The sequence below is a fragment of the Mycolicibacterium frederiksbergense genome, assembly GCF_012223425.1.
GTDB classification, from domain to species: Bacteria; Actinomycetota; Actinomycetes; order Mycobacteriales; family Mycobacteriaceae; genus Mycobacterium; species Mycobacterium frederiksbergense.
In genome coordinates this window covers 269,039-294,699 of the sequence record NZ_CP038797.1, presented here as the reverse complement: position 1 = coordinate 294,699, position 25,661 = coordinate 269,039, and the positions used below count along the sequence as shown (strand labels likewise).

The window sequence follows — 25,661 nt, the reverse complement described above, 5'->3', positions numbered from 1 at the left end:
ATCAGGTGACAGTTTCGGTCACGCGGCCTGACTGGCCGGTGTGGTCATAATCGCTTCGAATTCGATCGGGGTCAACCGCCCGAGTCCGGCTTGGCGCCGGCGTCGATGGTAGGTCCGTTCGATCCAGGTGACGATCGCGATCCGCAGCTCTTCTCGGGTGCTCCAGCGGCGGCGATCGAGCACGTTCTTCTGCAGTAGCGCGAAGAAGCTCTCCATGGCCGCGTTGTCGCCGGCCGCTCCGACGCGGCCCATCGATCCGACCATTTCGTAACGGCTGAGGGCGTGGACGAATCGTCTTGACCTGAACTGAGACCCGCGGTCGGAGTGCAGAATGCAACCGGCCACCTCACCGCGGCGTGCCACCGCACTACTGAGCGCTGTAGTGGCCAGCCGGGACTTCATCCGGGAGTCGATCGAGTACCCGACGATGCGGTTGGAGAACACGTCCTTGATTGCACAGAGATAGAGCTTGCCTTCATCGGTGCGGTGCTCAGTGATATCGCCGAGCCACAGCTGATTTGGGCCGCTGGCGGTGAAGTCGCGCTCGACAAGATCATCATGTACCGGCGGGCCGACCTTGCCGTTCTTACCCCGCTTCTTGCCGAACACACTCCACAATTGATTCTGCGAGCAGATCCGCCAGGCGGTGCGCTCAGCCATCGATTCGCCGGCCTCGCGGGCCTCTTCGACCAGATAGCGATAGCCGAACTCCGGGTCGTCGTTGTGCGCGTCGAACAGGGCGTTGGCGCGATAGGCCTCGATAACCTCCGCGTCGGTGATGGGATTGGCCCGCCAGCGGTAGTAGGGCTGGCGGGCGAGCTTGAGTACCCGGCACGTCACCGCGACGGGGATCCCGTCGGCGGCGAGCTCACTTACGAGCGGGTAGAGCCTTTTCCCGGCAGATTGGCCTGCGACAGATACGCCGTGGCCCTGCGCAGGACTTCATTCTCCTGCTCCAACAACTTGATCCGACGCCGCGCCTCACGCAGTTCACCGGACTCGCCAGTGCTCTTGCCGGGCTTGGCGCCTTCGTCGATATCGGCTTGGCGCATCCACTTATGCAACGTCATCGGGTGTACACCGAAATCGTTGGCGATCTGCTCGATCGTCACACCGTCATCGCGGTTGCGAGCGACCCGCACAACATCGTCGCGGAACTCACGGGGGTAGGGCCTGGGCACAAGGACATCCTTCCAGCTCGCCCGTCTGGGGAAGCCAACTCAGATGTCACCTATTCGTGCAGCAGACCCGGCCGTGCCGATGAGTTTCTTCCAGCAAGGTGAGGAACGGAAAGATTGCTCGCCAGTGGGGCCGCCACCGCAAGCTGCGTTGGTGCTGCGGTGATATTGGTCGCTGGTACTCAAGCCCGCTTCGGAACAAGCCGCAGTCATAGGCCGGCTCGTGCGACGCGCCGGCGACAACATCGGCACATCGATCCCAACGTTGCAGAAAGCCGCGGGGAGGGGGTGCCCTTTCGCGGCGGCATTCTGCGGCTTGTTGCACGGTCCCAGTGATCAGGCGGCAAGTTTGGCGGTACCAGGATCAGCTCGCGGGCAGGCGGATTCCGCACGTTGGACACCAGTCGATCGTCGTTCCAAGGGCAGCGGTGATCGCATCAAGGTTATCGAGGTGGTGCGTGCATGCTTTCCGCCTGAGGTGATCGCGAATGGTGGTCACGATGAACTGTGCTCGCTGCACGACGGTGCTTCCGTAGTCCGCGGCGTCGATGGTGCCGGTGGCGATTACCTCGCCTTGCTCGATCAGACGTTGCCGGAGGCGGCTTCTGCCGTCGTCGTTGTGGCCGTCGAGCACGTCGATCAATGTGGGGCGTAGGTCGATTTCGATGTGCCAGACGTCGTGGCGTTCGCGGAAGTAAAAACTGTGCCCGTCGACGTCGCCGCGCCATTGTTCGGGCACCGGGCCACCGTGACTTCGAACGGCGACTCCTGGGTGCTCGGCCACCCAGTCTTGGACGATAGCCTGGCTGGCGTTCCGCGCCTGTTCGTCCTCCGCTGACTGCCCGGCGTCGCGGATCTCGTTGAGCGCTCGTTGGAGGGAGTCGCGTCGGTGCTCGAGGGTTCGCCTGCAGACGCAGTCGAAGCCGTAGTCGTGGCGGTCGCTGTCGGGTAACTGAGGGTGACACGAACAGGTGCAGCGCACGCGATCGACAGCCGCCGCCCCCGCCAATGACGACCACAGTGGAGCTGTGGACCTATCAGCAGGCGGCAGCGGGGAGCCTGGCCGATGGCTATGAGTTAGTTAAAAAGGATCGCTCGGGAAATCGTTCCTCTGTCAGCTCCCGTCCTTGCATCGACGTATGACCTGAGCCCCAGCGTGTCTTCATCAGATCTTTATGGGAAGTCGAAGAGACTCATACTCGCAAGTCTCACGCTGGAGCAGCGGGTGCCTATCGGTGCTCTGCAAACGTGCGTTGTCAAATAGAGTTCGAGGAAGGGTGTGCGATGCAGCGCAATCGATATGGGTACGGGTTTGTGGCGCTGGCTGCGTCCGCCGTGGTTCTTACGGCCTGTTCGGGCGGATCAACCACGAGCGAGTCCTCGTCGGCGGCCTCGTCGCCGGCATTATCGACCTCGGTCAGTACCTCGGCTGATGCCAGTTCCCACAATGAGGCCGACGTGGCTTTCGCTCAGGGCATGATTCCCCATCACGAGCAGGCGATTGAGATGAGTGACATGCTGCTCGGTAAGCAGGGTGTGGATCCGGCCGTGCTGTCTTTGGCCGAGGAAATAAAGGCTGCGCAGGCACCCGAGATCGAGAAAATGCAGGGCTGGTTGCAGCAGTGGGGCGCATCCTCCGCACCTGCGACAAGCAGCACCTCCACGCCTGGAACCTTCATGCCTGGTCATGACATGTCCGGCGGAGGCATGGGCGACATGCCCGGCATGGGCAGCGGCGGTCACGGCATGATGTCGGAAGCTGATATGGCCGCGCTGCAAAACGCCCCAGGCGCTGAAGCTGGCAAGCTGTTCCTTGAGCAGATGATCAAGCATCATGAGGGTGCGATCACCATGGCGCAGCAGGAGATTGACAAGGGCCAGTTTCCGGACGCGGTCGGCATGGCGCGAACGATTGTGACATCTCAGCAGGGCGAGATAGACGAGATGCGTGCACTGTTGGAAAAGTAGGACTGTGTAGGTAGCGCAGTTAAAGGTCGGTGTCGGCGCCAACTGTCGCACCGGGACGCGGTGTGACAGGTAGTTCTACTGTGAAAGTGGTGCCGGTGCCCGGCCCTGAGCTGGTAGCAGCGATGGTGCCCGCGTGCGCTTCGACGAGGGCCTTGGCGATGGCCAGACCCAAGCCAGCTCCTCCGTGTCCACGGTCGCGAGCGGCGTCGGCACGGTAGAACCGTTCGAAGATTCTGGGCAGGTGTTCTGCTGAGATTCCTTCGCCGTCGTCGGTCACGACGATGGTCACCTTGTCGCCGTTGTGGGCGCATCTGAGTTCGACGGAGCCGCCGGCTGGGGTGTGCAGGAGCGCGTTGTCGAGAAGATTGCCGAGTACTTGGGCCAGTCGTTGCTCGTCTGCCCACAGCGCCGGCAGTTCGTGGGTCTGGTTGAACCTGATTGCTACACCTTTATTGTCGTATCGTTCTTGGGCTGCGGCGATGCAGCGGCGCGCGACAATGCCGACGTCGATCACGTTGTGGGCCAGCGCGAATGAGCTTTCTTCCGCTTTGGCCAGTGCGGCGACGTCCTCAGAGAAGCGCACGAGCCGTCGTGTTTGGTCGCGCAGCATGGCCGCGGTCTCCGGTGTCAGGGTGCGCACGCCATCTTCGAGTGCCTCGATATAGGCCTCCAATACCGCTACGGGTGTGCGGATCTCGTGTGCCAGGTCACGGAACAATCGCTGTCGCGTCGAGTCGACAGTTTGCAGCTGGGAAGCCATTTGATTGAAGGCCACCGCGAGTGCGTCGAAATCTTCTCCAAGGTCTGGTGGTGACACTCGGGTGTCGTATTGCCCTCTGGCGACTGCCTTGGCCGCTGAAGCGACCTCGGTGACCGATCGCTGCAAACGCCGGCTGACGTAGAAGCTGACCGCTAAAGCGACCAAGGCCGATACCGCTACCGCGACCCCAATCGATATGACGGTGGCGTAGCCGTAAGCCTCTTCAGCATGTACCTCTTCCATCGAATTCGCCGCAACTCCGGCACGGTGGAGGTGTTCGCGAAACAATGGGGGACCGACGATGGTCGCCACGGCGGTCGTGGTCAGCGCGCCGGTGATGACCACGATCGCTTGCGCGGCCAGCAGTCGCAGCCCGATGCCGGGGCGGCGTGAGCGCGGCGGCGGTGGTCCTGGTGCGGTCATTGGCCGGTGCCCATCCGGTAACCCACTCCGCGCACCGTGGCGATGTAGCGTGGTTGGGCCGCATCGTCGCCGAGCTTGCGTCGAAGATGTCCGATGTGGACGTCTACGAGGTGCTCGTTGCCCACCCATGGGCCGTCGCGAACGATTTCGAGCAGTTGACGGCGGCTGAGGACGATGCCCGGGCGCGCAGACAGAGCTTCGAGAATGTCGAATTCGGTACGGGTCAACAGGATCGGATCGCCATCGACGCGTACCTCGCGAGCAGCGACATCGATGCTCAGCGCCGCGAAGGACCGAGGTGCTGGAGCTATGCGCTCGGCACTCGCGGGAACAATCTGCTGGATACGAGGTCGGCGGAGCATTGCTCGAATGCGCGCAACGAGTTCGCGCGGGCTAAAGGGTTTGGTGATGTAGTCGTCGGCTCCGACGGTGAGGCCGAGGACGGTGTCGATCTCGGCGTCACGAGCGGTGAGCATCACCACGTAGGCGTCAGAAAAGGTGCGCAACTGCCGACACACTTCCAAACCGTCGATGCCTGGCAGGCCCAGATCGAGGACCACAACATCAGGGTCGAGTTCGCGTGCGACGGCGATCGCGTCCACACCGTTATCGGCCACGACGACCTCGAACTGCTCGCGTTCCAGATAACTGGCAACCACTTCGGCCAGTGGCACTTCATCGTCAACGACTAGTGCGCGATATCCCATCGTGCGGGCCGTCTGCGAACCTGTGGGGTGCTCCATAACATTCATGGTGCCCGCCACCATCACTGTGACGGCGTGCACCCCAAGCGCTGATCGATCTTTTGATCCCCCACTGATGCAGGGGTGTCTGTATAGCGTTTGCCGACATAGTTGGGCTGCGACGGCCTGCGCACGCCTGACATCGAGATGAAGGCCATCGCAGCACGCGAACAGACGCACGATCTACTCATTGTGATGAGCATCACTATGTGCCGCCGACTGTGTCGCGGGACGGGCCGGACGGCTGCTGGCGAAGCGTGCGCGGCGGCAGCCCCTTGGTCCTTGCGCGCATTGATTGGGACGCTTAGACGTTCCGATCTCCGTGGCTGACCGTAGGTGAGCAGCGCTTATGTCTGGCCACGGTTTGCCGGACAATCCTTGAACCATCTGTCTTGCAGCTCATTTCGTTGATGGGTGGGACGGGGCACGGCCAGTCTGCCAACTGCCCAACCGCCCGTTTCGGCGCGATAACAACATGGCGTCAAGTCCACAGGCGCCCGTTCGTGCCGGTGCTCGCTGCTACAGTCGGCAACATTGTGAGGTACAACGACGCTCTTGCAGTGAAACGACACCGCGCCTGCGTGGCGCTGGTGTTGGCGCTGTGGGTAGGCGTTGTCGGCGCCCAGTGGGCGTGGTCTGCGGCCGGCGACGCGACGGCACACGGCTCGCATGCGACCGTAGACGGCGCGCACGGCGAGTTCGCTGTCCCGTTGGATCACCCGCATTTGGAGGACTCCTCCGCGCCGGTGCTGCCTGACACCTTTGCCGAGGCTGTGCTGTCTCGAGCTGCCTTTCCATTGGTAGCCATCGGGCTGGCCGCTGTGCTTGCCGGTGCCGCCATGGCGTCTTGGCCGGGGGTCTGGGCGGCGGTGCGAGGGCCACCGCGTCCGCATCCATGGATCGTTCCCGGACAGCAGCTGCTGATCCGGTTGTGTATCGCGCGCTGCTGAGGGTGTCACCAGTAGACCGCTTCACCGTGTGTGAAGTCGGTCGGCTGATAGCCGCCCTGTATCCGTAAGCCCCGGCGCGTTGGTGTGTCGCGGCAATCCCTGGAGAAGCGACGCCACCATGAACAACGTCCTGTCCGCTCTTACCCGTCATGCACACACTTCATACTCACAGCAGCTCGGCCGTTACGACAGGCCGGGCACGATGGTGGGCAACACTCCGGTGCTGCGCATCACCGCCCCATTCACCGCTGATAATCGTGGTTTTTGGGCCAAGCTTGAAGGCTTCAATCCCGGCGGCATGAAGGATCGTCCCGCGATGCACATGGTCGAGCGCGCTCGTGCCCGCGGTGACCTGCTCCCGGGGGCAAGGATTATCGAATCCACCAGCGGCACCTTGGGCCTGGGACTCGCATTGGCCGGCACGGTGTACGGCCATCCCGTCACATTGGTCACCGATCCCGGGCTGGAACCCATCATCGCCCGGATGTTGTCGGCGTTCGGCGCCGAGGTCGATATGGTTACCACTGCGCATCCCAACGGGGGTTGGCAACAAGCACGCCGAGACCGCGTCGCCGAACTGGTGTCCGCCAATCCACGAGCCTGGTTTCCCGACCAGTACAACAATCCCGACAATGTCGATGCCTACCGTCCGCTCGCACTCGAACTGCAGGATCAACTTGGCCGTGTCGATGTGCTGGTGTGCTCGGTGGGCACCGGCGGCCATTCGGCCGGAGTGGCGCGGGTGCTGCGGGAATTCAATCCCGATCTCCGCTTGATCGGCGTGGACACCATCGGATCAACGATCTTCGGTCAACCGGCCAGCACCCGGCTGATGCGCGGGCTTGGGTCCAGCATCTATCCCGGCAACGTCGACTACCAAGCATTTTCCGAGGTTCATTGGGTCGCCCCGGCAGAGGCCGTGTGGGCCTGCAGAAAACTGGCTTCGACTCACTACGCCAGCGGCGGTTGGAGCGTCGGCGCGGTCGCCTTGGCGGCCAGCTGGGCGGCACGCACGCTGTCGCCAGGCACTACCATCGCCGCGATCTTCCCTGATGGGCCGCAGCGCTACTTCGACACTGTCTACAACGACGCGTACTGCCGCGATCACGGCCTATTGGACGCCGTTCCGGCGCAGGAACCCGACACGATCGATGACGCGCGCGCTCACGTCGTGACGTCATGGACACGCTGCGCGACGGTCGTCGATCCGGTGGGGGCACAGAGGTGAAAGGCATGGTCGAGCAATACCGCAGCTTTGGTTGGCCCAGTCGAATCTTGATGATCAACCAATTCGGCATCAATCTGGGTTTCTACATGCTGATGCCGTACCTGGCCACCTATCTGGCAGGTCCGCTGGGGCTGGCAGCGTGGGCGGTGGGCCTGGTGCTGGGCGTGCGCAACTTCTCCCAGCAGGGAATGTTCATCGTGGGTGGAACATTGGCCGACCGGCTTGGCTACAAGCCACTCATCGTCGCGGGATGTGTACTGCGTACTGCGGGATTCGGACTGCTGGTCGTCGCCGATTCTCTGCCCGCAGTGCTGATCGCTTCGGCCGCTACAGGATTCGCAGGTGCGCTGTTCAATCCGGCCGTGCGGGCCTACCTCGCGGCGGACTCAGGCGCGCGACGGGTCGAGGCGTTCGCACTGTTCAACATCTTCTACCAAGCCGGCATCCTCGCAGGACCCCTGGTCGGGCTGGCATTGATGATGCTGGACTTCCGTGTCACCGCCGCGGCAGCAGCCGTCGTCTTCGCCGTACTGACTGTCGCGCAACTCTTCGCGCTACCCCAGCACAGCGGGGACGCACCGACTGAAAAGACCTCGGTGCTTGCCGACTGGCGCGCGGTGATCGCCAACCGCTCATTTCTGTTGTTCGCCGTGGCGATGACCGGCTCCTACGTACTGTCGTTTCAGGTGTACCTGGCGCTGCCCCTGCACGCGGGACTCGTTGCCCCGCAGCAGCAGTCGACGGTCGTGGCAGCGGTGTTCGTCGTATCGGGGTTGGTGGCGGTCCTCGGGCAGCTGCGTATCACCCGTTGGTTCGCCGCCCGGTGGGCGCCGGGGCGATCCTTGTCGGTGGGGTTAATCGTCCTCGCAGCCGCGTTCGTGCCGCTGATCGTTATACCGGACACACAGCGTTTCGGTGTGGTCGCCGCCGGAGGTGCGCTACTGATTGCCGCGGCGGTGCTGGCCGTCGGATCGGCGGCGGTGTTCCCATTCGAGATGGATACCGTCGTCTCGTTGTCGGGTAACCGCCTGGTCGGCACCCACTACGGCTTTTACAACACCATCGTTGGCGTTGGCATCCTGGCGGGAAACCTTGCTACCGGAACGCTGATGCAAGTCGCGCGCGATGCCGGAGCGGAGGAGCTGATCTGGGTGGCGTTGGCGGTGGTCGGGCTGGTGTCAGCGGCCGCGCTGTACCACTTGGACCGCGCCGGTCGTCTCGCACCGCCGCAAATAATTGCGCCGAGCCCAACAACCTGACCTCACGCTTTCCGGTCGCGTCGCGATACGCCGGCGAACCTCAACCGCCAGGCCCGCGGCGGGCACCGAGCGCCTTTATCAAGGACGTTAAACACTGTGCGACCCGCCGAAGCCACTGCACTGATCTAGGTGGTTACCCCGTAGGATATGAGATCGATCAGCCGAGTGCTCGCGCGTAAAGGATTGTCGGACAACGCAATGGTTCGGCAAGTACAGACGCTGTTCCGCTTGTCCGGCACGAAACAGCCAAACCGAGGCTTCGAATACAACCGAGCGATTACCAACTGGAGGTGGCAGGTGCTACGAAGCGCGATGAAATTCGTCGGGGTTCTGTTAGTCGGTGCAGTGATGGCGATGACCGCGAGTCCCCTGGCGGCAGCGCATGTCGGTGCCTACCTCGATGGCGGCGGCGCCGGAGAGACGGGCCTGATCACGCTGCGCGTACCCGGCGAGTCCGACAAGCCACCGACCACGAAGGTGGAGGTCCGGATTCCCGACGACATCCAGATCCGTACTGTGCGGGTCCAGCCCATCGCGGGCTGGACTATCGACATCACGAAGAAGAAGACGAACCCGACGATCTTCCGAGATGACGGCACGGCGGTCAACGAGGTGGTCAGCTCGGTGACGTGGACCGCGACCGGTCCCGGGATCATGCCCGGACAGTTCGACGACTTCGTTCTCGAAGCCGGCCCGCTGCCGGATGTCGAGGCGCTCACGCTTCCGACCTTTCAGACCTTCGCTGATGGCTCCACCGACGCGTGGACGGACACGGCCCCTGAAGAAACCGATCCGGAATATCCGGCTCCCTCAGTTTCTTTGGCAGTGGGCCCGGAAACCCCCCTGGATGGTGGTAACGGCGGAAGCGGTCTGACATCGGTCATCGCCTGGACTGCGTTGGGCTTCGCCGTGATCGCTGTCGCCCTCGGGTTGTTTGCGATAGACCGCGCCCGCCGCTCCGCTGAGTCCGCCTCACTTGGTGCCACTGCGACTCCCCGGGGCTCCGAGATCACCGAATAAGCAACGGCACCTGAACGACGGTGCATCTTCCGCGCAGCTCCGAAGCGATCGCTGGGGAAGCGCCGACTCCACCCCTCAATCGTTAGGACGACATCACAACATGAACCGAAGCGGTATGCGTCACCGAATGAGCTTGATCGGTCTTGCCGTCGCGACGGTGGCAGCCTGTAGCGCGGCACCATCTTCGCCATCTTCGCCGGATTCATCCAGTGCCCTGCCGTCGAATGCCCCTGAATCCTCCGCGGAGACACCATCGCCGCAGACTGCCGATGCCGCCGCAACGGTTATCGATGTCACCGTTGCCGGCGGTGTGGTTACACCGACCAATGCGACGGTGCAGGCGACAGCGGGACTGCCGATCGTGCTCGAAGTCAGCAGCGACACGGTAGACAGCTTGCACGTGCACTCAGTGCCTGAGCACGCCTTCGACGTCGCTGCCGTCCCAGATCAACGCTTCGAGTTCACCGTCGATGTCCCTGGACGCGTCGCCGTGGAACTGCACGATGCACATGTCACCGTCGTCACCATCGAAGTTCGGCCTTGATGCTAGAGACTGCTGAGACATTGCTGGCTCACGGGGTAGGCGGGTCCACCGATCTCCCGGTGCCGTTGCCGTACGCGCTGATTGGGGCGGCATGGGCTTTAGCTGCGACATTCGCGGTAGTGGCCGTTGCCTGGCGGACCCCGCGGTTCGACGCGGGTAAACCGGGTCGCGAGCTACCGGCCTGGGTGACTGCGGCAGTGGACTCCCCGGTTACCCGATGGGCAGCCGCGACGGCTGCCTTCGGTTTCACCGTCTGGGTGGTTGTCGCTGCGATCTGGGGACCGCAGGACAGCGATAACGCTTTACCAGGCGTGTTCTATGTCCTGCTGTGGGTCGGGTTGGTTGCGGTATCGGTGGTGCTCGGGCCCTTCTGGAGGGTCATCTCACCGGCGCGCACATTATGGCGGCTCTGGCATATCGGGCGGACTGACAAGGCCGCTGCACACGGGCCGGTGCAGTATCGGCCGAGCTGGGGATACTGGCCCGGCGTGGTCGGACTGTTCGCGTTCGTATGGCTGGAGTTGGCAAGCGCCGACCCGGGCTCGCTCACCGCCATAAAAATCTGGTTGTTGGTGTACGCCGTCGCGATGGTCATCGGTGCGGCGCTGTTCGGATCGACATGGTTCGCTCGCGCCGACCCTTTCGAGGTCTACAGCGTGACAGTGTCGCGGCTCGCCCCATTTCGGCGCAACCGGGCCACCGGACGCATTGTCGTCGGGAACCCGCTGGACCATCTGCCCACGATGCCGGTACGTCCGGGCACCGTTGCGGTGATGGCGGTGCTGCTCGGATCGACCGCCTTCGACAGCTTCGGGCAATCCGCGACTTTCAACGTTTTCCTCGATCGCTATGCCGACAGCGCCGTTCCATTCGTCGGCCCTGAAGCGGGCGCTACGGTGCTGAGGACCCTCGGCCTGCTGCTGTTCATACTCGTTGTGGGCGTGACGTTTTCGGCTGCGGCGCGTGCGACGGGCGGGGTGGGGCGTGAGCAACGACGCGAGCTGCCGGGGCAGCTCGCGCATAGCCTCATCCCCATCGTCGTGGGCTACATCTTCGCCCACTACCTGTCCTACCTCATCGAGCGCGGCCAGGAAACGATCGTGCGCCTGGCGGACCCCTTCGGCCATGGTTGGCAGCTCCTCGGGCTAGATCCGGGAGACGTCCAGTATGTTCTCTCGATGAATCCGACCCTGCTGTGGACCATCAAGGTCGCCTGCGTGGTGATCGGACACATGCTCGCGGTGATCGCCGCACATGACAAGGCATTACGTGTCATACCAGTCGGTCATCAACTGACCGGCCAGCTCGCCATGATGCTCACCATGGTGGGCTACACCTTCGCAGGCTTGTTCCTTCTGTTCGGGGCTTAACTCCCGGTCGCAGCCGCTGAAACTATGTCCGCCTCGGCCACTGCCCGACCCCACGCGCAGTGACCGGAGGCGGCCGGAACCTGAGACAGGTACGGTTGCATACGTTTTGGTCGCTGAGTGACCCGTCCCGGCGTTTCCGGAGACTTCCGATCTTGGGAGGATCTGGGTTATGGGACGTGTCAGCAAGTACCCCGAGGAGCTTCGTGAGCGTGCGGTGCGCATGGTCGCCGAAGTCCGCCCGCAGTACCCGTCGCAGTGGGCGGCGATCACCGCGGTCGCGGGCATGTTGGGAATCGGCACCCCGGAGACGTTGCGGACCTGGATACGGCGTTCGGAGGTCGATACCGGCCAGCGGCCGGGGGTGACGACTCAGATCGTCGAGGAGAACAAGGCGCTGCGCAGGGAGATCGCCGAGCTGCGTCGGGCCAATGAGATCTTGAAGGCAGCGGCGATTTTCTTCGGGGCCGAGCTCGACCGGCCCGGGAGACGGTGATTCGGTTCATCGCCGAACACAAGGACCAGCAGGTGGCCGGCCCCGACGGCGGGGCCGGACTGCGCTGGGGTGTCGAGCCCATGTGCGCCGTGCTCTCCGAGCACGGCATGCCGATCAGCCCGTCGACGTTCTACGAGTGGATCGCCAAGACACCGACACGGCGCCAGGTCCGCGACGCCGAGTTGGTCGAGATCATCACCGCGGCAAGGGAAGACCGCAAGACCGGGAAGTTCGTGCAGACGTTGGGATCGCGCAAACTCTGGATCTGGTTGCGTGGTCGAGGTCACGATGCGGCGCGCTGCACCGTGGAGCGGGTGATGCGTGAAAACGGTTGGGAGGGTGCGCGTTACGGATCTAAGCACCGTACGACCGTCGCCGACGACACCCACGTCCGATACCCCGACCTCGTCGACCGCCGGTTCTACGCGGCTGCACCGAATCGGTTGTGGGTAGCCGACTTCACCTACGTCTCGACCTGGACGGGGTTCGTCTACGTCGCGTTCGTCATCGACGCCTACAGCCGTCGGATCCTCGGGTGGCGGGCCGCCCGGACGATGACCACCGACCTGGTCCTCGACGCCGTCGAGCACGCCTTCTTCACCCGCGCACAGGACGGAACCACCAGCCTGCACGGGCTGATCGCCCACAGCGACGCGGGCAGCCAGTACACCTCGGTGGCCTTCACCCAGCGGCTCATCGACGAAGGCGTCGATCCCTCGGTCGGCTCGGTCGGCGACGCGCTGGACAACGCCTTGGCCGAGACCACCGTCGGGTCCTTCAAGAACGAGGTCATCCGGCGCCAAGGCCCCTGGCGTGACGTCAACCAGGTCGAGTTGGCGACCGCCGAGTGGGTGATGTGGTTCAACACCGAACGCCCGCACGAGTACCTCGACGACTTCACCCCCGAGGCCGTCGAGAAGCTCCACTACGATCACAGACGCATCCCACCGAAGGCGGGATGAATCAACGAATGCAGTCTCCGGACTCGCCGGGACGGGTCAGAGAACGCTGACGCGGCCTCTCATCGGAACGACAGATCGGTGGACATGACCCGCGGTTCGCGCGGGTCACGGTCGTGTCCCACGCATGTGCTGCGGTTCGCGGCCGCATGTTGACTCATCACGTGCGCGCAACTGATGTCGCCGCCCGTGGGTCTGGCTGCCGGGGACCGTGCTGCTGTAGAGATCGATGAAAGAACAACTCGCACAGTTGATAGCGCACGTTGACGTCCAGAGGCGCTGGCGTAGCGGCGATTAGCGAGACTTCCTCAGCCCAGCGAGGGTGATGTCGACCAGGCGATCGACCGCGGCGGGAGAGGCAAGGTCGTTGGCAGCGGCCAGGGCGTGCAGACAGTAGCTGGCGAGCTCGTCAGAGGAGGCATCGCCGCGCACCTCGCCGTCGGCGGCTGCTTCGGCCAGCAGGTCGCTGATCATCGTGTGGAGACGCTGGTGAGCTTCCGAGACATGCTGGCCCCGATGCAATAGGGCTGCAACAGCGCTGTTGTCCCGGTGCTCGTGGGACTCGCGGGTGATGAGCGCGAAGGCCCGCAGCACGGCTTCGAGACGCTCGGCCGGGAGGCTGGCCTGGTCGCGGGCGTAGGCGAGTTGTTCGAGATGATTCGCGATCTGGCGTTCGTGCCACGCCTGAAGCGCGGCTTCGACGTCGGGGAAGTACTTGTAGAGCGTGGCCCGCCCGACGCCAGCCTTCGCGGCGATTTGCGACATCGTCACCGAAAGCAGTCCGTGCTGGGCAATCAGGTCTGCAGTGGCATCGATCGCCGCTTCCCGCACGGCGTGCCGGTGAGAGGTGATGGTGTCGTTCCACAACTTGGGCACAGACTGCAGTGTAGACAATCTGCCCGCTGCAATACAGTATGACGGTAGTGCGACACGTTGTATCGTAAAAGTGTCCGGGTGAACGTCTCAGGAGAGGCCTATATGCCAACCGTTGAAGCTCGGGTTGCTACAGACCGGGCCAGCCGCTACCTGACCCAACTATGCCGACACGCCAACCAGATGCGCGTGATGTCAGTCCATCCCAGCGAACGCGGCGGCCCAATGCCCCCGAGGATCGAGCGTGTCGACTACACCGACACCGTGGGGTCGGTCTATTTCGCCGAAGGGACGTTGACCTTGCAGGCAGGCGCGGACGTGCTTGTTCTGCGGCTGGAAGCCGCAGACCACGAGTGCTTGTGCCGGCTTGAGGACGCCGTTGCCGCCCGACTGCAGACGATAGGTCGACGCGACTGTGTGACTGTGGATTGGCAGGGGCTGGGAGTTTTGCCGATTGTGACTGATGGCGAGGCAGACCGCGAGGCGCTGTCGGGTGGGCCTGGCGTGGGGAGGCCGTGGTGGCGCTCGCGCCTGGGATGGAGCGGGTTGGCTGCCGTCGGCGTCGCCGCGCATGTAGGGCTGGGTGGGACCGCGATAGCCGCCGCGACATGGACGGGTTGGGTGGGCAACACCGTGATGCTCATCATCCTCGCCACGATGGTGGTCCTAGTCGCGCACCTGGGGATGCGGCGCTACGGAGGCCTTGGGGGCGTAGCCATGCACGCCGGCCGGAGGAAACGGCATCGGCGTTCGGGGGTTAGATCCGCGAGCGACCCGGGCGAAGCGCCACCACCCTCCGCGGTACAGCGGCGTCCATGACTGTCCTGGACGCGCCGGGTGCCCAGCTGTATTTCGAGGTCCAGGGCTTGTCAAGATAACTGTGTAAGTAGTTGCGGCCGTTTCGGTTTGGTGGGTCTCTTTAGAGCGGGAGTCGGTCGGGGAATTGGATGGCGAAGGCGTTGAGCGCTTCGGTCCAGCGGTAGGTTCCTGATCCTGGGTTTGATCCTCGTTTCTGGTTGATGTTGCGGATGGCCAGATACAGCAGCTTGAGCGCTGCGGCATCGGAGGGGAACGAGCCGCGGGCTTTGGTGACTTTGCGCAGCTGGTAATTCAGCGACTCGATGGCGTTGGTGGTGTAGATGATCTTGCGGATCTCGACCGGGAACGCCAGGAACGGCACGAACTCGGTCCAGGCCCGGTCCCAGACCGCGACCGCCCCCGGGGATTTGGTCTTCCATTCGGCCCGGAAGTCCTCCAGGGCCAGTTTGGCGGCCTCTTCGGTGGCGGCGGTGTAGATCGGGCGCAGCGCAGCGGCCATCTTCTTACGGTCGGTGTAGGAGGCGTAGCGCATGCTGGCCCGCAGCAGATGCACCACGCAGGTCTGGATGATGGCCGCCGGCCAGACCGCGGTGATCGATTCCGGGAGCCCGGTCAGCCCGTCACAACAGACGAACAACGCATCCCGGCAGCCCCGGTTACGCAGCTCGGTGAGCACTCCGTGCCAGAACTTGGCGCCCTCGGTCTGCTGGATCCAGACCCCCAGGACCTGCTTGATCCCATCGACGTCGACCCCGATCACCACGTGGGCGGCCTTGTTGGCCACCACGCCGCCGTCGCGGATCTTGAGCCGGATCGCGTCGATGTAGAGGATTGGATACACCGGATCGACCGGCCGGGACTGCCACGCGGCGATCTCATCGGCCACCACGTCGGTCACCCGCGAAATCGTGGCCGCCGAGACCGTGGCGCCGTAGACCTCGCCCAGGTGCTCGGTGATGTCGCGAGTGCTCATGCCACGGGCGTACAGCGACAAGATCATGTCTTCGACCTGGCCCAGGCGGCGTTTGCGTTTGGGCACGATCTGCGGGTCGAAAGTGCCGTTGCGGTCGCGTGGGACCTCCAGATCTACCGGGCCGGTGGTGGTCAGCACGGTCTTGCGGCCGTGGCCGTTTCGGGAGTTGCCCGAGCCGTTGCCGGCCGGATCCCCGTGCTCGTAGCCGAGGTGATCGGCGATCTCGACATCGAGGGCACGTTCGAGCACGGACTTGGTGATCTGGGCCAACAAGCCATCAGGGCCGTCGATCGGGGTGCCAGAAGCCTCGGCATCGGCCAACAGCGCATCCACAGCAGCCGCCGGCAAGACCTGCGCCAGCTTCGCGGCAGCCTCATCGGCAGACGATTCAGAACGAGACAAAGCGATTCACTCCTGTCCGGTGGCCAGCATGCCTGACCACCATTCAGGCCCAACCACTTACACAGTCAATGAGACACGCCCGAGGTCCACGGCCAAGGTCCGCTGATGGTCATGATTCCCGGGGCCGGCGGCGCGGCCGACAGCTTCCGCATGGTCGCCGAACATCTTGCGGCCGACTACACCATCGTCCTCTACGATCGGCGTGGATTCTCCCGTAGCCGACTCGACGGGCCGCAGGACTATTCACACCGCCTGAACACCGACGCTGATGACGTGCGGAGGTTGATCGAGCATGTCGGCGGCGGACCGGCGACGGTATTTGGCGCCAGCTCAGGAGCGATCGTCGCCCTCGAACTGCAGACCCGTCACCCCGAGGTCGTGCATGTTCTCGTGCCGTTCGAACCGCCAGCCGTGCTGCAGCTGCGCGCCGGGGACAGATGGGTGGAGTTTTTCCACCAGGTCTATGACCTTTACCAGCGTGCCGGCATCGGGCCGGCCATGCAGTGGTTCCGCGCACGGACCTTCCCACGCAGCGATCAGCAGGTCATGGGTGCGGTTCCCCGCAACGAGGCCAACGCCATCTACTGGTTCGAACACGAACTCCGCCAATACCCTGCAGTGCAGCTTGACCTAAGTTTGCTTGGCGTCCATGCCGGACGGATCCTGCTCGCGGTCGGACGAGAGGCCCGTGGCTATCCCGCTCACGACGTAAACGTGGTGTTAGCGCGGAGATTTGGCCGCAACACCGTCGAACTGCCAGGCGGTCATGTCGGGGCGGTGTCCCACCCGGCCGAATTTGCACTGGAACTCACCACGGCTCTCACCGAGATCGGACCAACTGCCATCAATCGGCCCAACACCCACCGACCCCAGCACAGGTTCCTGTGAACAGGGACCGCCAGCGCCATCTGCGGCCGAAGATCACCGGCACGCGCGAGCGAAGTCGAGCCAGTGCGTTCGGAAGTTGCGCAGTGCGTTCGGTGGTTGCAGACGACCACGGCGCCGTGAGCCGCGGCGTGCGTATAATCGCATCGATCTGGCCCCGCCTACGGTTGCTCATCGAAGCGCCCGCTCGCGTTTGCGTCGAAGACCTCGCCGATCCGATGTCCTGTGCGCGGATGAGACTGGTGTCAGCTCCGGAACTATCTACGCACTTTTCGACCGTAACCGACAACCGGATCGGGGCAGTGGCGTCATGTAGCTATCCGACTGTGTTCGCACTTAACGCCAACAGGGGCGTGCATGGCTGGGCTTTGAACCTCGGTCGGATTCACTCGGCCTGGCTAACGCGCATATGTCTTTGCTGGCCCTTCTGTGGAGATATCGCAAAGCTGATGAATTGTGTCGCATTCTATGCTTGGTTGACCTCAATGCGCATTGGAGTGTTACGTTTCGGCTAGGCTGATGAGGCAAATCGTGGGAAGGATCTACTCATGAAAGCTGCAGCAAGCCAACGTGTGCGCCGAATTGCCACCAGCCCAACCTTGCGTTCTATCCTCACGTGTGTTGCGGTGTGCGCGGTGCGGTCCGTGTCGGGCGCGAAGGCGCCCACGCAGGTGCCAAAAATGAAATCCTGCTGCGATTAACTTGCAATCGCGCGCGACCGGCCGGTGGCGCGGTAACTAAAGGCTGGCGCTGTCTTGGCGATCGATGACGGTGACACCGGGTAGGGATTCTTCAGTTGCAGGACCGACGGCCCTGGCCATGTCCAGGGCTTTGTGCGAAGAGTGCGACAGCGGCGGTCGAACACGAAACGGTGGGCGTCGTCCAGCACTAGGCGTCCGGGACGACACGTTCCCGCGGCGAAGCAGCGTGGAGGTTTCTTCGGTCGTGACGTGTCCAGTCGCCGCATACCGCTGGGATCCGCCAGCACGGCCGGGCGAAAGCTGCGGCCAGCGCCTCGAAGTCATCTCTGGGCCTGGTCTGTCCTCTGAGTGCCGGCCGACTAGTCGATAGTGGTCAGAACGCGCACTGTGGCACCGTCGTCCGTCGAGGAATAGATGGCGGTTTCGGTCGCGATGTAAACCTCGCTGTTGCCGGCAGCGAGCAGGGCCTGCGGTTTGGCTTGCAGGGCGTGTTGTGGCTGCCATGTCTGACCAGCGTCTTTGCTGATGTAGAGGCTTCCTGCTACATCTACTCCAACGAGTGGCCCGCGCTCGGGCCAGCTGATGAACGCTAGTGCCGGTGCGCCGCCGATTGCGTCGAACGTCGCCGCGCCGTCAGTGCTTCGAAGCAGCCCTTCGCGGGTGGTCGCGAGAATCACGTCGGCGTCAACGGGCGATGCTGCGAGGTCGATGGCGGCGACCTCTGCCCGCGGTTGCCAGGACCGCTCGTCGAAGCTGACCATGACCATCCCCGACTGGCTGTCGTGACCATAGACCCGTCCGAGGCGGTATTCGAGGGCATGAAAATCCGCGCTGCCCTTCAACGACACAGATTCCCAGGTGTTCCCGGCGTCGCTGCTTTTGATCAGACCCAGATGTGGTGGTTGTTGTCGATCGGCCGGATCCGGGTGGCCGCTGGCCAGGAATTCGTCGGGGCCGGTGACGGTAAACCCCATGAAATCCTGCATCAGCGTGCCCACTCGTTGTGGCGCCTGATCGGGCTCTACCGAAAAGAGGCCGTAGTGCGTTGCCACATAGAGGGTTTGATCGGATGGATTGAGGCCGAGTCCGTGGATGTGGACCATGCCCGGTACAAGGGCGGGCGCGGTATCGGAGGGTTGTGACGAACACGCCGCGATTAAGGAGCCGGCCAGGATAGTCGCGATGATGGTGCCCAGCTTTGCCATAGGGTTCCAAACGTCGTGGTGTTACGGGAGCGCCGCCGCAGGTTCGCCGGCTGACGACACATCCTCGCCGAGTCACTGGTCGATACTGGGGGGACCGGATCTGGCGGTTTGGGGACCATCGGTTCGGTGCGTGCGCTTGGGCCCTCCTTCTCCGTGGCGACGAATGCGGCGAGGGCGATCCTGAAGATGGCTCGTAGTATCACGAATCCTCCAGTAGTCGAAGGTTGGTTTCACCGGCCGCCCGCAGCGCACACGCCCGATGCCAAATATCTACGTACACGATACGTAGTTTGCCGGACGAACCAGGATCGGCGGGAGCCGATGTCGGTCGGGAAGTCGTGTCACACGGCGGCGTTGCCGGCTTGCCATTCGTCCCACGGCACGTTCCAGTCTCCAAGTCCGTCGCTTCCGGGTAGCGTCGACCCAACGGTGTTGATCACTTCGACGATGTCGCCGCGTTTGGTGTTGTCGTAGAACCATTTGGCGTTGTCGGGGCTGACGTTGAGGCAACCGTGGCTGACGTTAGTTCTGCCTTGGCTGCCTACTGACCAGGGTGCGGAGTGGACGTAAATGCCGCTGTAGGACATTTGGGTAGCCCAATCAACGTCGAGACGGTAACCATCAGGCGAGTTGACGGGAACGCCGTAGGTCGATGAGTCCATGACGAGGTTGGCGTACCTGTCGCCGATGATGTAGGCGCCGTTGTCGGTGGGGGTGCTGTCCTTGCCCATTGACATCGGCATGGTCTTGACCACTTGGCCGTTGCGGAGCACCGTCAACGTCTTGGTGGCGTCGTCGGCGGTGGCGATGACTCGGTCGCCGACCGTGAACCGGGTCGTGATGTTGTCTTGGCCGAACAACCCGTCGCCGAGGTCGACACCGTAGGTGTTCACCTCGACTTCGACGGTGGTGCCGGGCGCCCAGTATTGTGCTGGGCGCCAACGGACTTCGCGCGCACTGAGCCAGTAGAACGCACCGTCGACTCGGGGATTGGTGGAGACCTCGATGGATTGCTGCGCTGCCGCGCGATCGGGGATGTCTTCGTCGAAGCGGATGGCCACCGGCTGACCTACGCCGACTACGTCGCCGTCGTTTGGCATGACGAAGGGCATCGTCAGATTGTTCGGCGACTGGGTCTGGAAGGTCATCGTATTGGCGATCACGCCGCCGAGTCCAAGTGCCTGCGCGGTCAACGTGTAGCGCTTGTTGTAACCCAGGGGTTCGGCGGTTGACCACGTCAGGCCGTCGGGGCTGAGTTGCCCGGCGACTGCCCTCCCGTCGGAGTTGACCATGGTGACCGTGCCGAGAACACCGCTTCCGGCTGTGACAGTGACCGGAGCGTCCACCGGGACGCCGACGGCGCGGTCGGTCACCGACGACTGCAGTCCCGGTACGAGCAGATCACCGTAGGGGTCACCCTTTTCGGCCATCACCGTCGGTTCCGGAGCCGCCGTAATGGCCGCCGGGCCTGCGCACGCTGTCATTGCGATAGCCGCGACGACCAGTGCCCCGACCGCCGCGGCGACATGACGACGACGACGCCGCCCTAGTGGGAGCTCGGGAGCGAATCGTGAGGGCAATGACGCGTGGTCGGTTGACACCGAAACACCCTTTCGAACGTTCAGATCACTGGCGCGGCGACGCTGCTGCTCACTCCATCATCAAGGGGCCGAATATGGCTGGGTTCAAGTTTTGATGAAGATCCGATGAAGACGACAGGCCGCGGCCACGTCGCGACGAGACCACATGGACAATATCGTTGTAGTTTCGTAACGTAGTCGCGACCTACGTAGTAGTTACAGAGATCGTGACGCGAAGGACCATCTGCTTTGACTCTCGAACGTGTTACCAGGATGACACGTGCACGGTCCAGCAGTGCACTACGCATCGTGGCCTCGGCTATCCTGTTGTTCGCACTGGTGTCGGGCAATGGGAACGCCGACCCCGCAGCGGACGCGTTGGCGAGGCTCAACGAGCTGTCACGGGCGGCCGAGCAGACTACTGAGGCAATGAACTCCGCGCAGCTGGACCTCGATGAGAAGCTCGCCTATCAGCGCGCTACCGACCTGCGTGAGTCCGCGGGGCAAGCCGCCTTGAATAAAGTCCGGATTGACTTGGACAGCTACCAGAGCGCGGTCGACGAGGTCGCCGCCGCGATGTACATGGGTGGAGGCCTCGACGGCGTGTCGGCGGCGTTGACTGCGAATTCCCCCCAACAGCTGATCGACGACTTGTCCGTTCAGCGGGTCATCTCATCGGAGATGGCGAGCCGCATGAAGGGATACCGACAGGCGCGCGAGCGAGCTGACGCAGCGGCACGCGCGTCGGCGGATTCGGCAACGGCAGCGCGCGCGGCCGCTGAGCAGGCCGCCCTGGTGCGGGCTGAACTGCAAGCTCGGCAAAGCGAGTTGATGCGACAGGTCGAGGCGGTAAAGGCGCAGTACGCGGTGTTGACACCGGAGCAGCGCGCCGTGCTGGCGGACCCCGGCCCCCCGCCGCCGGCACCCGATCCTGCCCTGCCTACGGACCCCAACATCATCGCCGCGCCCGCACCAGGTCTGGTGGAGAGTGCACCCGCACCCGCCGGAGCGCCGGGAGAGCAGAATGATGGCGTCGTCCAGGCCGCCCTCACTCAGCTCGGTAAGCCTTACTCCTGGGGTGCGACGGGTCCGAATGCCTTCGACTGCTCGGGGCTGATCCAGTGGGCGTTCCTGCAGACCGGGCGCAAGCTGCCGCGATCCAGTCAGGCGTTAGCCGAAGGCGGTACGCCTATCGCACAAACCGACCTGCAGCCGGGTGACATCGTGACGTTCTACTCCGATGTCTCCCACGCGGGCATTTACATCGGCGACGGCATGATGGTGCACGCGTCGACCTTCGGGACACCGGTGAAGGTGGCGCCGATCTCGTCGTCGCCATTCCACAATGCCCGCCGCTATTGAACGTGCCGCCGACGCCCGGGATGATCGACTGTCTTTACCAATTCTTCACCAAACGTCACAGCGGCCCTGAGGCGGCGCAGTCAGGCTGGTGTGTATCGAACGAACAGTGCCGGCCGCGCGAATGGCGATCGGCTCTTCGATGCCGAGATGCGATGTCAAGTAACGAACTATGGAGGATTCAGATGAGGAACATCAAGGTCGGATCGGTGGCCGCCGCTGCTGTGGCGGCCATGGTAACGGTGGGCGCGTGTAGTAACACCTCTGCGGGTCATGACATGTCGTCGATGGGCAGCTCGCAGACCTCCGCTGCGGCGGCACCCTCGACGTCGGGTAATCAGACGGGGCAAACGCATAACGACGCCGACGTGGCATTCGCGCAGGGGATGATTCCGCACCATCAGCAGGCGGTCGAGATGAGCGACATGTTCCTGGGCAAGCAAGGCATCGACCCGAAGGTGGCGACGCTGGCCAAAGAGATCAAGGCGGCTCAGGGCCCCGAGATCGAGAAGATGCAGGGCTGGCTGACCGACTGGGGCGTGTCGGTGACACCGTCGCCGGACATGCCGAACATGTCCGGCATGCCCGGACACGACATGGACAGCATGGGCAGCGGCGGCATGATGTCCCCACAGGACATGGCGGCGCTGCAGGACGCCCAGGGTGCCGAGGCGAGCAGGCTGTTCCTGACGCAGATGATCGAGCATCACAAGGGGGCCATCGCCATGGCCCAGACCGAGGTGGACAGTGGCCAGTTCCCGACGGCAACCGAGATGGCGCGTTCCATCCTCACCTCCCAGCAGCAGGAGATCGGCACCATGAACACGATGTTGGCCGCCATGTGAGGCCGGGCAGCTTGTGGGGTTGCGCGGCCGTGTACTTCTGGCAAGCACCTTGGCGAGGGCCGGTCCGAGCCCCGAACCGCCGGGGTCGCGCAATCGCGGGCACTTCGGCGCGGTAGTGGCAATGGACGACGTGCCGCAGGTGTGAACGAGCGATGCGGTCGCCGTCGTCGGTCACACGATGACGAGCTGTTCGTCGTCGGTATTGGTGCCTACGCCCACGACGTTGACCCGCACCTATGTGAACCCGCGCGCCCTCCCGCCCCCACACCGCGCCGAGACGTCGACCGGTGGGTCGACAGGAACACGCCTCTTAGCGAGGCAGCAGTCGGTAATGGCGGCCACGGCGCGGGTGACCAAATCGGCGACATCGAGGCCGGTGACGGACATCGTGGCCGCACCCTCCTCGGCCCGCGCGAGCGCGCTCAGATCGCCGGCAAAGCGAACAAGCCGCCGTGGCTGGGCGCGCATCACCGCGATGGTGTCGAGAGTCAGCGGTCGGACGCCGTCCACGACGGTTCCCAGAACGGCCACCGGAGTGCAGATCTCGTGGTCCAGGTCGCCGAAGAGTTGACGGCGCGCAGTGTCCATAGCCTGAGTTGCACGACTATCCGGTTGAAAGCCCTCGCCAGTGCATCGAAGTCCTCGCCGAGGTTTTGCGGTTCAACTCGCACATCGTATCGACCCTCGGAGATGCTCGGGGTCGCGGCCGCCACCCCGGGCGCCGACCGTTGCAGCCGGCGGCTGACGTAAAGCGTCACCGCGTACGCGGTTGAGCGCCGACACCGCCACCGCGCCCGCGACTGAGAACACCGTCCCCTACAGGGGCTCGCGTAACAGGGGTGGTCCGACGACGACGGCGACCCTTCGTGGTGATGGCTCCAGCTAGTAGCACCGTGGTCTGGACAATGAGCGGCCACATGCCCAAGCCTAGTCGGCGACCGAGCGCGGCGGCGATCATCTGGGGGACGCCATCCGGTATTTGACACCGCGCACCGTGATGAAGCGCGGGGGTGGCGGCCTCCCCAAATCTGTGGCTCTACCGGCCAGGACCCACTTCCTGACGGCAGCCCACGATCACATCTGAGTGAGGCTCCAGCCCCTATATCGTCTAAGGTGCGTCGGGCGCGTGTCGTACGGCGCAATCTTCAACTGATCTTTACACGACCAATACCGGTTTCGCCCGGTGTAGGACGCACCGTAGTCGACATGAGCACGATGATGATGGCTGGCCACGCGGTGCACGTAGTGTCCGGTGATGACTGGCACAGCTGGCTGTTGATGCTCGGCGTAATCGTCGCGTGCTGGGTTGCTGCTCTGCTGGCCATAAGGGCGTTGTTCGCCGGCCCAACGCGCACCGCGCGGCCGTACCCGGTGAGTGGAGGTGGCCGCGGCGAGGATGCGGCGATCGAGTACGCGCCGAGGAACGACCGTCGTGTCTGACGTGTACCCGTTGACTCGACGATCGTTCCTCGCCGCCGCCGCCGCGGCGACGGCGGCCGGCGCCGCGCTGGCGTCCTGCAGCTCCAAGGCAGTCCCGGTGGGACCCGACAACGGGATCGCCGCGGCCGAGGCGCGTCGTCCGCATAGTGGACGGATGGTCTCGGCGATGCTGACCGCCGAGCCGACCCGTGTCGACCTCGGAGGCAGCGTCGCTCAGTCGTTGGCTTACAACGGAACGGTGCCGGGACCGGTGCTGCGGGCGTCGGTCGGCGACGAGGTCGCCGTCACGGTGCGCAATCGGCTGCCGCGCACGACGTCGGTGCACTGGCACGGCATCGCGATGCGCAACGACATGGACGGCGCGGCGCCGGCGACGCCGGACATCGCTGCTGGAAGCGACTTCACCTACCGGTTCTCGGTTCCACATCCGGGCACCTACTGGGCCCATCCGCACACCGGCTTGGACGCCGATACCGGGCTGCACTTTCCGGTCATCGTCGACGATCCGCGGGATCCGGGAGATTACGACGCGGAGTGGATCGTGATGCTCGACGACTGGACCGACGGCGTCGGATCCAGTCCCGCGCAGATCTTCGACGGGTTGCGTAACAGGTCGGCACCGGGCCACGACATGGCGGGAGGCGATGACATGCCCGGCATGGGCACGGGGACCGTCGGCGGTGTCGGCGGAATGGGTAAGAGCGCACTACTGGGCGGCGACGCAGGCGATGTCTCCTACCCCTACTATCTGGTCAACGGTCGAATCCCGTCGGCCCCCACCACGTTTCGCGCGAAACCTGGCCAGCGGGTCAGGATTCGGATCATCAATGCGGCATCCGACACGGCGTTCCGGGTCGCGGTGGCGGGGCACCGGCTCACCGTGACCCACACCGACGGATTCCCCGTGGAGCCCGTCGACGTCGACGCGGTGCTGATCGGGATGGGTGAGCGTTACGACGTACGAATCACTGTCGGGGACGGGGCGTTCGCGCTGGTCGCCCTCGCAGAGGGAAAGACCGCGACGGCGCGCGCCCTGCTCGTTACCGGCGCGGGTACCCCGCCACCGGCCGACTTCGCTCCGCCAGAGCTGGGTGGCCGCATCGCCACAGTCGGCGACTTCACCGCCACCACCGCCGCGGCGCTGGTCCCCGCGGCTGCCGACGTGCAACTACCCGTGGATCTGGCGGGTTCAATGGCGCCCTACGAGTGGACGATCAACGGGCTGCCGTTTTCACGGACTGCTGCGCTGCAGGTCCGGTTGGGGCAGCGGGCCGAGATGACGTTCAACAACACGTCGATGATGTGGCACCCCATGCACCTGCACGGTCACACCTTCGAGGTCCTCACCGCCGATGGTCGACCCGGTGCACGTAAGGACACCGTGATCGTGTTACCCAGGCAGCGACTTCGGGTGGCTTTCGTCGCCGACAATCCCGGTCAATGGATGTTGCACTGCCACAACACCTATCACCAGGACGCCGGGATGATGACCCAGCTCGACTACACCGGCTGACCAGCTGTGCCGGGCCGCCATCGGTCCGGTAGGGCCGTGGATGGAGCGGTGAGCGCCGGGACCCGCCACGGTGACAGAAGTTGCACCGCCGGTGTTTAACTACTGAGCTATCTAGTAAGCGGGCAGTGGATCCGCCTCGCCGCGGCCGCCCCGTCGAGACGCGAAAGGCTT

Annotated in this window: 23 protein-coding genes; 14 read left to right on the top strand and 9 right to left on the bottom strand. The window is 64.0% G+C overall.

Features of this window, described 5'->3' with window-relative positions; translation table 11 throughout:
* Nucleotides 1-18 precede the first annotated feature (18 nt).
* A protein-coding gene (locus EXE63_RS01535) for an IS3 family transposase (protein ID WP_168140513.1) occupies nucleotides 19-1,181 on the bottom strand; the annotation gives its coding sequence in 2 pieces (ribosomal slippage) (nucleotides 19-894 and nucleotides 897-1,181; 1,161 coding nt in all).
* 361 nt (nucleotides 1,182-1,542) lie between these two features.
* Complete coding sequence (locus tag EXE63_RS01530) at nucleotides 1,543-1,917, bottom strand: hypothetical protein (RefSeq protein WP_168140512.1); 375 nt, start codon at nucleotides 1,915-1,917, stop codon at nucleotides 1,543-1,545.
* Between the two features lie 545 nt (nucleotides 1,918-2,462).
* Here EXE63_RS01530 and EXE63_RS01525 point away from each other — a divergent pair.
* A complete protein-coding gene (locus EXE63_RS01525; RefSeq protein WP_168140511.1) occupies nucleotides 2,463-3,146 on the top strand; it encodes a DUF305 domain-containing protein in 684 nt (227 codons plus the stop codon).
* 19 nt (nucleotides 3,147-3,165) lie between these two features.
* Here the strand turns inward: EXE63_RS01525 and EXE63_RS01520 are convergent, their stop codons facing one another.
* Both EXE63_RS01520 and EXE63_RS01515 read right to left on the bottom strand, forming a co-directional pair.
* The gene (locus EXE63_RS01520; RefSeq protein WP_168140510.1) at nucleotides 3,166-4,329 is read right to left on the bottom strand and encodes a HAMP domain-containing sensor histidine kinase; all 1,164 of its coding nucleotides are present in this window, start codon (nucleotides 4,327-4,329) and stop codon (nucleotides 3,166-3,168) included.
* The gene (locus tag EXE63_RS01515; protein WP_436277459.1) at nucleotides 4,326-5,081 is read right to left on the bottom strand and encodes a response regulator; all 756 of its coding nucleotides are present in this window, start codon (nucleotides 5,079-5,081) and stop codon (nucleotides 4,326-4,328) included. Before EXE63_RS01515 ends, EXE63_RS01520 begins: the two co-directional genes overlap by 4 nt.
* Nucleotides 5,082-5,632: 551 nt before the next feature.
* On the opposite strand from EXE63_RS01515, the gene lpqS reads away from it, so the two are divergent.
* The 7 genes from lpqS to EXE63_RS01480 all read left to right on the top strand — a co-directional run bounded on the left by lpqS (nucleotide 5,633) and on the right by EXE63_RS01480 (nucleotide 12,898).
* The gene (lpqS, locus tag EXE63_RS01510; RefSeq protein ID WP_234904118.1) at nucleotides 5,633-6,022 is read left to right on the top strand and encodes a putative copper homeostasis (lipo)protein LpqS; all 390 of its coding nucleotides are present in this window, start codon (nucleotides 5,633-5,635) and stop codon (nucleotides 6,020-6,022) included.
* Nucleotides 6,023-6,140: 118 nt separating this feature from the next.
* Nucleotides 6,141-7,250, top strand: coding sequence for a PLP-dependent cysteine synthase family protein (locus EXE63_RS01505; RefSeq protein ID WP_168140507.1), 1,110 nt, complete (start codon nucleotides 6,141-6,143; stop codon nucleotides 7,248-7,250).
* Between the two features lie 5 nt (nucleotides 7,251-7,255).
* Nucleotides 7,256-8,509 carry an MFS transporter gene (locus tag EXE63_RS01500; RefSeq protein WP_209999689.1) on the top strand — a complete coding sequence of 418 codons (1,254 nt, stop codon included), beginning with the start codon at nucleotides 7,256-7,258 and terminating at the stop codon, nucleotides 8,507-8,509.
* Between the two features lie 147 nt (nucleotides 8,510-8,656).
* Complete coding sequence (locus tag EXE63_RS01495; protein WP_168140506.1) at nucleotides 8,657-9,529, top strand: YcnI family copper-binding membrane protein; 873 nt, start codon at nucleotides 8,657-8,659, stop codon at nucleotides 9,527-9,529.
* Between the two features lie 100 nt (nucleotides 9,530-9,629).
* A complete protein-coding gene (locus EXE63_RS01490) occupies nucleotides 9,630-10,073 on the top strand; it encodes a hypothetical protein (RefSeq protein ID WP_234904117.1) in 444 nt (147 codons plus the stop codon).
* On the top strand, nucleotides 10,073-11,443 hold the full coding sequence (locus tag EXE63_RS01485; RefSeq protein WP_168140505.1) for a hypothetical protein: 1,371 nt from the start codon (nucleotides 10,073-10,075) through the stop codon (nucleotides 11,441-11,443). The genes EXE63_RS01490 and EXE63_RS01485 overlap by 1 nt, the downstream gene beginning before the upstream one ends.
* Nucleotides 11,444-11,612: 169 nt before the next feature.
* Nucleotides 11,613-12,898, top strand: a protein-coding gene (locus tag EXE63_RS01480) for an IS3 family transposase (protein WP_168140504.1) whose coding sequence is annotated in 2 segments (ribosomal slippage) — nucleotides 11,613-11,895 and nucleotides 11,895-12,898 — 1,287 coding nt in all. Because the reading frame shifts where the segments join, the coding sequence is not laid out codon by codon here.
* A 291-nt stretch (nucleotides 12,899-13,189) separates the two neighbouring features.
* On the opposite strand, the gene EXE63_RS01475 is transcribed toward EXE63_RS01480, so the two are convergent.
* Nucleotides 13,190-13,771 carry a TetR/AcrR family transcriptional regulator gene (locus EXE63_RS01475; protein WP_168140503.1) on the bottom strand — a complete coding sequence of 194 codons (582 nt, stop codon included), beginning with the start codon at nucleotides 13,769-13,771 and terminating at the stop codon, nucleotides 13,190-13,192.
* Between the two features lie 102 nt (nucleotides 13,772-13,873).
* Between EXE63_RS01475 and EXE63_RS33385 the strand changes: the two genes are divergently transcribed.
* A complete protein-coding gene (locus EXE63_RS33385) occupies nucleotides 13,874-14,587 on the top strand; it encodes a DUF2218 domain-containing protein (protein ID WP_366515273.1) in 714 nt (237 codons plus the stop codon).
* Between the two features lie 100 nt (nucleotides 14,588-14,687).
* Here the strand turns inward: EXE63_RS33385 and EXE63_RS01465 are convergent, their stop codons facing one another.
* The gene (locus tag EXE63_RS01465) at nucleotides 14,688-15,920 is read right to left on the bottom strand and encodes an IS256 family transposase (protein ID WP_168140545.1); all 1,233 of its coding nucleotides are present in this window, start codon (nucleotides 15,918-15,920) and stop codon (nucleotides 14,688-14,690) included.
* Nucleotides 15,921-16,067: 147 nt separating this feature from the next.
* On the opposite strand from EXE63_RS01465, the gene EXE63_RS01460 reads away from it, so the two are divergent.
* Nucleotides 16,068-16,850, top strand: a complete 783-nt coding sequence (locus EXE63_RS01460; RefSeq protein ID WP_168140501.1) for an alpha/beta fold hydrolase — start codon at nucleotides 16,068-16,070, stop codon at nucleotides 16,848-16,850.
* Nucleotides 16,851-17,907: 1,057 nt separating this feature from the next.
* Here the strand turns inward: EXE63_RS01460 and EXE63_RS01455 are convergent.
* Both EXE63_RS01455 and EXE63_RS01450 read right to left on the bottom strand, forming a co-directional pair.
* The gene (locus EXE63_RS01455; RefSeq protein WP_168140500.1) at nucleotides 17,908-18,753 is read right to left on the bottom strand and encodes a F510_1955 family glycosylhydrolase; all 846 of its coding nucleotides are present in this window, start codon (nucleotides 18,751-18,753) and stop codon (nucleotides 17,908-17,910) included.
* 341 nt (nucleotides 18,754-19,094) lie between these two features.
* Nucleotides 19,095-20,237, bottom strand: coding sequence for a L,D-transpeptidase (locus EXE63_RS01450; protein WP_168140544.1), 1,143 nt, complete (start codon nucleotides 20,235-20,237; stop codon nucleotides 19,095-19,097).
* A gap of 369 nt (nucleotides 20,238-20,606) precedes the next feature.
* Here EXE63_RS01450 and ripC point away from each other — a divergent pair, with 369 nt between their 5' ends.
* Both ripC and EXE63_RS01440 read left to right on the top strand, forming a co-directional pair.
* Nucleotides 20,607-21,695 carry a peptidoglycan hydrolase RipC gene (gene ripC, locus EXE63_RS01445; protein ID WP_168140499.1) on the top strand — a complete coding sequence of 363 codons (1,089 nt, stop codon included), beginning with the start codon at nucleotides 20,607-20,609 and terminating at the stop codon, nucleotides 21,693-21,695.
* 182 nt (nucleotides 21,696-21,877) lie between these two features.
* Entirely contained in the window at nucleotides 21,878-22,537 is a 660-nt protein-coding gene (locus EXE63_RS01440; protein ID WP_168140498.1) for a DUF305 domain-containing protein, read from the top strand.
* A 234-nt stretch (nucleotides 22,538-22,771) separates the two neighbouring features.
* Here EXE63_RS01440 and EXE63_RS01435 read toward each other — a convergent pair whose 3' ends face one another.
* Nucleotides 22,772-23,125, bottom strand: a complete 354-nt coding sequence (locus tag EXE63_RS01435; RefSeq protein ID WP_168140497.1) for a sensor histidine kinase family protein — start codon at nucleotides 23,123-23,125, stop codon at nucleotides 22,772-22,774.
* Between the two features lie 618 nt (nucleotides 23,126-23,743).
* Here EXE63_RS01435 and EXE63_RS01430 point away from each other — a divergent pair.
* Together EXE63_RS01430 and EXE63_RS01425 are read left to right on the top strand one after the other, a co-directional pair.
* A complete protein-coding gene (locus EXE63_RS01430) occupies nucleotides 23,744-23,977 on the top strand; it encodes a hypothetical protein (RefSeq protein WP_168140496.1) in 234 nt (77 codons plus the stop codon).
* A complete protein-coding gene (locus EXE63_RS01425) occupies nucleotides 23,934-25,490 on the top strand; it encodes a multicopper oxidase family protein (protein WP_168140495.1) in 1,557 nt (518 codons plus the stop codon). The genes EXE63_RS01430 and EXE63_RS01425 overlap by 44 nt, the downstream gene beginning before the upstream one ends.
* Nucleotides 25,491-25,661: the final 171 nt, after the last annotated feature.